Raw genomic sequence first — 7,675 nt, 5'->3', positions numbered from 1 at the left:
TCAAGTGAGTAAAGGGGTAGGTGGTTCTATGGAGTATAGTATACCTGCAGGAAAAGTAGGTTGGGTAGGAGTATATGCTCATGGAACAAGAACTGTTGGACAAGTTCGTGTTGAATGGTGGGATAGAGCAGGAAATCATGGATTTAAAAATGTTCCAGTAACAGCAACAATACCTTATACAAAGACACAAGGTACAAATATTCATTTTGGAAGATTGATGTATAAGTAAAATGGAGATGAAATATGAAAATTAGTAAAATTTTATTTATAAATATATTATTAATAATTTCAATAATATTGAATTTATTTTTTATTATTAATCAAGATACTGCTAATAATTATAGTGAATATACAACTTTTATTGAGGAATTTAATAAATTTGCGAAAGATAAATATAAAACTATTGAAATTGAAGTTCCAATAGTTTCTACAGATAATAAACTAATAGATAGTAAAGTAGATACAGCGGATAAAGAAGGTAAAAATCCTAGGACAACAGTATTTCATATAAAAAATAAAAAAGAATACATAACTAGTATATCGATATCATATTCTAAGGATATTGATAAAAAAGCAATGGGGAATATATTTAGAATAGATAATAAATCAGTTATAGCTGAAAATAAAGATAATATTAGTGTTCCAACTTTGTACAATCAAAGTTTTACATCTAAAGGTAAAATTATAAGTATTAATACATATCCAATAATAAAGAATATAACTGATGAATTAGAAAACAATATGATTTCAGAAAATAATAAAATAACTAATGAAATAATAGAATATATAAAATAATAGAAAAAATAAGGCTTAGACTAAGTCTTATTTTTTTATAAATTTTTCTAACCATAACTTTGATTTTTAAGTATTAGTAAAATAACTTTTAAATTTATTTGTTAAATCAACTGTATTAATTATCACACTGTCAATTATAGCTGCAATTAATCTCTTGGTTCTAGCTTTTCGTTTTTTTTATTATTAGATATAGAAAATAGTGTATGAGTTAATTTAAATACAATTCTAAGGATTAACTTATACACCATAAATGGTGTGTGCGCTCTTGCAGAGAACATCTAATATATATTAAAAAATCTATTAATCATTTAATACGCGTTCAGTTCTATCGTTTTTATCTGTTATCAATAACTCAATATTTTCATTTTTTTCTATAATATTTATATCAATTGTATCTTTATATCCATATTTAAAATTCCAATATATAGTAAATAACTTAAAATTATTGTTTTTGTCAACATAATAAAGTTTCATATTTCCCTTTGTAAAATTCTTACCTATTTTTACTTTAAAGTTTTTAAGATCTTCTTTTGATTCTATTGAAGGTATATTTATATATTTATTTAGACCTTTATACTTTAACTTTAGAAAGTCAATTTTTTAATAGTTGAATTTTTAAAATTTAAAGTAACAGTATTATTATTTTTTGTAAAAAATATAATCCCAGAAATTAGAATTAAAACAGTGTAATTATATAACAATCTATCAAAAAATAGAAAATCAGACAATATATGATATAATTGTGGTATTCTCAATATATAAAGGGGGTGAGAGAGTGAAAGAGGCAATAGAAATAGTAGATAATACTATTGAAAGTAAAGAGTATATACAGGATGTTCATAATAAAAGCAAAGGCTGGATAACAAATGTAAATATAACTAAAGAAAATGGATTTAGACAATGGCATTATACATTGGATGACTTGTTAAAACTAGACTTTGACAAAGAAGATACATATATATCATTAAATACTTTTTATAAGCCGATGAGAAGAATAGAAACAATAAAAGAGCTTAATTGTAGTTTTATAGATTTAGATATATATAAAACAAAATTTACAAAAACTCAAATATTAATGAACTTAGAGGATAACTATTATAATAAGATAATTCCGGAACCAAGCATAACATTAGACACAGGTAGAGGTTTATTACTAATTTGGAAATTAGAGCAAACTCCATATATGGCTTTACCATTATGGAAGGCAATACAAGAACACTTATATAGGCAATTGAAAGTATTTGGAGCAGATAGAATGGCTTTAGATGCAACGAGAGTATTAAGAGTTCCAGGAAGTATAAATTCTAAAAGTGGTACAAGAGTAAAAGTAATAGCAAAATATGATTATGTATATTCTTTGAGAGAAATACAAAGAGAATTTTTACCAGAGTTAAATGAAACATCAAAAAAGAAAAAAGGAAGGCCTAAGAAAGTAGTATATGTACATAGAGAAAGATCATTATATCAAGGAAGGATACTAGATATAGTGAAATTATGTGAATTAAGAAACTATGATGTAGAAGGGCAAAGAGAAATAATATTATTTTTGTATAGATATTACCTATGTTACTTCTATGAGGATGAAGAAAAGGCCTTAGATGATACGATAGAATTAAATAATACGTTCATAAAGCCATTAGCAATAAAAGAGCTTACAAGGGCAACAGAGAGTGCAGAAAAGGTATTTAAAAGTAAGAACAAGCAATATAAATACAAAAATGATACACTTATAGAATTATTAGATATAAATGAGTATGAGCAAACTCATATGAAAGTCATTATAGGCAAGGAAGAATATAAGAGAAGAGATAGAGAATATCAAAAAAATAGATACAATCAGAAATTAGAAGAAAAAGGCAAGATGACAGAAAAAGAAAAAATATCACGAAGAAGAGAAAAAATAAAAGCCCTTTTGGCAGAAGGACTTTTACAAAAAGATATATGCAAGACTTTAAATATATCGAAACGAAATTGTATTCGTGATATTAAATATTTAAAAGAACATGGATTAATATAACCATGTTCTAATTATATTATAATCAGAAAATCAAAAAAAGACAATTGAGTATTATTAAATAAATAAGGTGCCAAATTTTCTCGGCTTGTATTATAGGGTACGCAGTACCTGTTACAAAAAAGGAGAGTTTTTATGATTGATGATAAAAAGTTATGGCAAAAAATAAGTGGTAGTATTACTTTTTACTTAAAAGATTATGATAGAACTTTGAGTAATGAAGAATTATTAAATGATTATATAGATTATGTTTTACCAAATGATATAGAAGAAGATGGATTACATAGATATTTAGATAAACAAACATTTCAGTATGTAGTTGTAAGTAATGAACTATTAGAAAAGGCAAAGAATGCTTTTATTGAAAGATTAAATAAGAGAAGAGCAAAAGAAGAACCAATAAAAAAAGTTGAGAAAAAAGTATATAAAGATAATGTATTTAGTTTTAAAAGTTATAAAAAAGATGGACAGATTAGGAGAAAATAATTTGAAGCACGGAAGAAAATTAACTAGAAAACAAAGAGATTTATTAATGGATAATGGATATAATTCAGACGAATGGTTATTAGAAAGACAAACAGAATTAATTTATGTTTATGTAAATAGAAATACAAAAGAAACTTTAACTTTAGAAAAAAATAAATAGAACTTTTATAAAAAGTCGAGATGAAAAATTAAAATTTTATCTCGGCTTTTTATTTTTTACTTTTAAAAGTTAGTGAAAGTTTATTAAAAAAATATAAAAATATAATGCAAAAAATCTAATTGGGGTGCATAAAAAAGAGAGTTATTTTTTTGTAAAATCTATATTTTTTCTTCAAGTTAATACTAAAAAGTAGGTGTTCAAAAGGTGGCTAGAGGTGTGGAAGAGTGTGGGGAATGGTGTTCAAAAGGTGTGTATAGAGGTATTTTTTTGTACCCATGATTTTAATGTTTTATTTTAGAGAATTGCTAGGCTTTGCCTAGCTACCAATCGAAGATGGGTACAAAATCTCCTTATGCTCTTTTTTACAAAATTTCAAAAATAAATTTTAAAATTTTGTTTTGTATTTTTTTCGCTAACTCAAAAAATATTTTCTAAAAAAATAATTGAAAATAAAATTATAAAAATAGAAAAGTAAGAGAGAAATTTTATAAAAAATTATTAAAGAAAATCTAAATTAATACAAAAGTAATGCAAAAGAAATTTATTTTTTTAGAGGAGATAGAAAAATTTTTATTTAATATAAATACAATAAATACTTTTGTATTAGGGGGATAAATTTTAATGGGAAAAGAAAAATTTAATGAGTTAGAAGTGAAGGAGCAGATAGAATATATAAATCAAAATTTAGAAAATAAAACACTAACTAAGATATGTGAGGATATAAAAGTATCGAGGTCAACAATTAGAAAAAGATTTTTGAAACAAGGATATATATTTGATAAAGACCAAAGTAAATACATTAACTTAGAAGCGAATAAAAAGTTACGAGAAGGGAATAAATGCAAAAGTAATACAAATGAATTAGAATGCAAAGTAAAGGCCTTAGAAACGAAAATAAAAGGTATAGAAGATAGATTAAATAGCTCATCATCAAAGCAAATAAATATAAAAAAGTTTGAAGGAAAAACTGTATCAAGATGTTATAGACTTTATGAAGATGTTCAAAAAGAATTTAGCAAATTCTGTAAAGAAAATTCAAATTATAAGGTACAAGATATATTATCTATGGCATTATATGAGTATATGAAAAATAATATATAATTGTTATCACATATATAAAATAAAGGTGAGTGAAATATGAAAAAAATTAAAAAATATTTATTAATGCTAATGCTACCTATTTTTATTTTAGTAGGATGTAAGGATAGTGATTCTGACCAAACTGAATTAGATTATAGCTTTCCAATAGTTGAAATTAAAAACGAAAATAAAATTGAAATATCTAAGATTGTTTTTGAAGAATATTTAAAGTCAACATATGAAAATTATGAGGACTATAAAAGTGCAGAAAATAAAAAGATTAACATCCTAAAAGATTATAAATTTAATGATATAAAAATAATAAAAGAATTAAATGATAAAGCATTTGAAGTAGAAATAAATTTCGATTTACAATCCATTGATGGATATGCAACTGTATTTGAAACAGGGAATGGAGTAATTTCAAAAGATAATTGGGTAAAAGATAAATATTTGATACTTGATATTGAAGAAGTTGGAGCAAATAAATACACGATTAAAAATATGTATACAGGATAAATTTTTGTTTCATGTATTTAACTAACAAAAGATAAAATAATTTAGAATATACATATATTGATAGATAAATAAATGATTTAATTATTTAAATGAAAATGCAGAATAAATACAAATAATACAGATATAAATAAATCAAAAAGGGTAAATTGATTTATTTATATCGAATTTTAAAAATTTTAAAAAGTAAAGTTTCATGGAAAACTAAAAAAAGGAAAAAGAGTGTATTTACTGAGATATAGTAATTTCAATAGATACACTCTTTTATATGTTTAACTAATCCCTAAATGTGAATTTTAAGACTTGTTAGGTTAAACTTTCTAATTGATTGAAAATAATAATCATTACAATCTTTATATTCTGAAAAACATAACATATAATTGACTTATATCATGTGTATAAGGGGAGTAATTATGGATTTCAAAAATGTAAATTTATGGATTTTTTTTATTTGTACAATGTTACTTTTGACAATAAACAATTTTATTGAAAGTAAATCTATTTCAATTCCTATTTATGTACTTGCTATATTAGGAATTGTATATTCGTTATATACAAGTAAAATAAGAAAAAAAGTAAAATTAATTTTAATTGGCTTATATTTATTGAGTTTAATACTTTATGTATTCTTATAAACTTGCTTAAAGGTATCTAGTAGAAATACCCTTAGAATCCAAATAAATAGATTTTAAGGGTATTAACTTTATTTAAAATAGATAACTAGTCCTTAAACGAGAATTTAAGTGATAGTTACTTTTGAACATATTGATATAATTATTTTATATATTTTTATTATTGATAGTATATATCGATATTTTTCCAGATTCCATCTTTTAGATTAAATATAGCTCTTAACTCTATATTAACAAATTCTCCCCAATAGCCAAGCACTACTTCATTTTTTTCAAAGGAAATCCATTCTAAAGAAACAATGTAATTTCTAATTTCATAATTTCCTTTAATATAAGTATCATGAGTAAATTTTTGAACAGTATTATCAAATTCTTTTATATTTGATAAAAAATCTATTACTAAATTTGAATCTATAGATTTGTGACCATCTATATCAATAGAAAAGCCTTCAGACTCAGATTCTATTGTAACGATATTTGATTCTTTATCTGCATTTTCCCACAAATTGAGAATATATTTTGAAGAATAACGATTATATTTAAATTGTGTAATTGCTTTTTCCATAAATACTCCTTTAGATATATAGTATATTAAAAATAATATTCTAGTTTAGGTGTTTAAAGCAACAAGTCTATAAAGTGAAATTTAAATGATAGTTATGTTTTGAAATTTGATATATTTATTCTATTGAAATATAGGATATGAAACTATTAGTAGCAATATAGAAATGATAAGTAGCAGTAAAATTTTGATTATTTTTATATTATGGTGGAGGAGGGATGACAATGAATTTTGGAGAAAAATTAAAATCATTAAGAATAAAGAATGAACTTTCACAAGAAAAGTTAGCAGAAAAACTTAATGTATCAAGGCAAGCTATTACTAAATGGGAGAACCAAAATGGTATGCCTGATATTGAAAATTTAAAATCGATTGCTAGGATATTTGATGTAACTATAGATTCATTAATTTATGATGAAGAAGAAATTGAGACAACTGATGATAGTTTTTGTTGGACTATTGCATGTATATTTGGTGGAATTGGGTTAGTAGTAGGTTTTTTATTTGAAGATATAGTACCAAGTTTAGGTGTATCTGGAATTGGATTAGGAATAATAGGATATCTCTTAGCTAAAAGTTTTTTATTATTTAAAAATAAAAATTAATAAGATCGTATCCAACTGGTTCTTAAAAACACATTTAAAGATATCTAGTAAAAATGCCCTTAGAATCCATTTATTTGGATTTTAAGGACATTAACTTTATATCAAATATCTAAGTCCTTAAAGAGAAATTTAAGTGATATTAATCCTATATGTATGGAAAAATATTACATTTAAACTCGCTTACAAAAAGAATATCATAAATATTCTGAAAATTAAAGACTTTTTATGAAAACGTTTACTTGATATTATTTTAATATAAAATTAATTTAAATCAAGGAGTTGAGATTATGAATAAAAATATTAAAAAAATCGTATCTTTTCTTTTATTAAATGGCATATTTTTAGTTCCACAAAATATTAGTGCTTTTGAAAATAAAGATGCGATTATACAACCAATATTATCTAGTCAAGAAGAGTTAGAAAACATTGATAAAAAATCAAATGAAGAATATCATAAGCAGTTTTTAAAAAACTTAAAAGTTAATGATGATAATATTAGACCATATGGTGGAACTTTTTATACCGAAACTCCAAGATCTTATGCACCAAGTAAAAAAGAAACGAAGTATGATGCTTTTATTCTTGCTAAATTCAGTTTTGACACGAGAGGAACGAGCGGTGGGAAATTAACAACTAGTGTAAATCAATCTAAAACAATTAATTGGCAACTTACTGGTAACATTGAGTCAGAAGCAGGAGCTTTTAATGTAATAAAAGCTAAAATAGGAGGAAGTCTTTCTAGAAGCAGTCAAGTGAGTAAAGGGGTAGGTGGTTCTATGGAGTATAGTATACCTGCAGGAAAAGTAGGTTGGGTAGGAGTATATG

11 protein-coding genes are annotated in these 7,675 nt (G+C 24.0%); 9 read left to right on the top strand and 2 right to left on the bottom strand.

What is annotated here, in order from left to right:
* Both I4U89_RS15290 and I4U89_RS15285 read left to right on the top strand, forming a co-directional pair.
* On the top strand, positions 1-229 hold a 229-nt coding region (locus I4U89_RS15290; RefSeq protein WP_207744205.1), incomplete at its 5' end, for a hypothetical protein.
* 14 nt (positions 230-243) lie between these two features.
* Positions 244-795, top strand: a complete 552-nt coding sequence (locus tag I4U89_RS15285; protein WP_195941119.1) for a hypothetical protein — start codon at positions 244-246, stop codon at positions 793-795.
* Positions 796-1,095: 300 nt separating this feature from the next.
* Here the strand turns inward: I4U89_RS15285 and I4U89_RS15280 are convergent, their stop codons facing one another.
* Positions 1,096-1,269: a hypothetical protein gene (locus I4U89_RS15280; RefSeq protein ID WP_195941118.1), complete on the bottom strand. Its 174-nt coding sequence runs from the start codon at positions 1,267-1,269 to the stop codon at positions 1,096-1,098.
* A gap of 301 nt (positions 1,270-1,570) precedes the next feature.
* Between I4U89_RS15280 and I4U89_RS15275 the strand changes: the two genes are divergently transcribed.
* From I4U89_RS15275 to I4U89_RS15255, 5 genes are all read left to right on the top strand, one after another.
* Positions 1,571-2,812, top strand: a complete 1,242-nt coding sequence (locus I4U89_RS15275) for a DNA-binding response regulator (RefSeq protein WP_243279230.1) — start codon at positions 1,571-1,573, stop codon at positions 2,810-2,812.
* 132 nt (positions 2,813-2,944) lie between these two features.
* On the top strand, positions 2,945-3,295 hold the full coding sequence (locus I4U89_RS15270) for a hypothetical protein (protein WP_195941117.1): 351 nt from the start codon (positions 2,945-2,947) through the stop codon (positions 3,293-3,295).
* Position 3,296: 1 nt separating this feature from the next.
* A complete protein-coding gene (locus tag I4U89_RS15265; protein WP_195941116.1) occupies positions 3,297-3,455 on the top strand; it encodes a DUF6906 family protein in 159 nt (52 codons plus the stop codon).
* A 621-nt stretch (positions 3,456-4,076) separates the two neighbouring features.
* Positions 4,077-4,556, top strand: a complete 480-nt coding sequence (locus I4U89_RS15260) for a hypothetical protein (RefSeq protein ID WP_195941115.1) — start codon at positions 4,077-4,079, stop codon at positions 4,554-4,556.
* A 36-nt stretch (positions 4,557-4,592) separates the two neighbouring features.
* Positions 4,593-5,054, top strand: coding sequence for a hypothetical protein (locus tag I4U89_RS15255; RefSeq protein WP_195941114.1), 462 nt, complete (start codon positions 4,593-4,595; stop codon positions 5,052-5,054).
* Between the two features lie 789 nt (positions 5,055-5,843).
* On the opposite strand, the gene I4U89_RS15250 is transcribed toward I4U89_RS15255, so the two are convergent.
* Positions 5,844-6,248, bottom strand: coding sequence for a hypothetical protein (locus I4U89_RS15250; RefSeq protein ID WP_195941113.1), 405 nt, complete (start codon positions 6,246-6,248; stop codon positions 5,844-5,846).
* A gap of 221 nt (positions 6,249-6,469) precedes the next feature.
* Between I4U89_RS15250 and I4U89_RS15245 the strand changes: the two genes are divergently transcribed.
* Positions 6,470-6,850, top strand: a complete 381-nt coding sequence (locus I4U89_RS15245) for a helix-turn-helix domain-containing protein (RefSeq protein ID WP_195941112.1) — start codon at positions 6,470-6,472, stop codon at positions 6,848-6,850.
* Positions 6,851-7,137: 287 nt separating this feature from the next.
* On the top strand, positions 7,138-7,675 hold a 538-nt coding region (locus tag I4U89_RS15240), incomplete at its 3' end, for a hypothetical protein (RefSeq protein WP_195941111.1).

The sequence above is a fragment of the Romboutsia sp. 1001713B170131_170501_G6 genome, from assembly GCF_015668195.1.
GTDB lineage: Bacteria > Bacillota > Clostridia > Peptostreptococcales > Peptostreptococcaceae > Romboutsia_C.
This window is presented reverse-complemented; position numbering and strand designations above follow the sequence as displayed.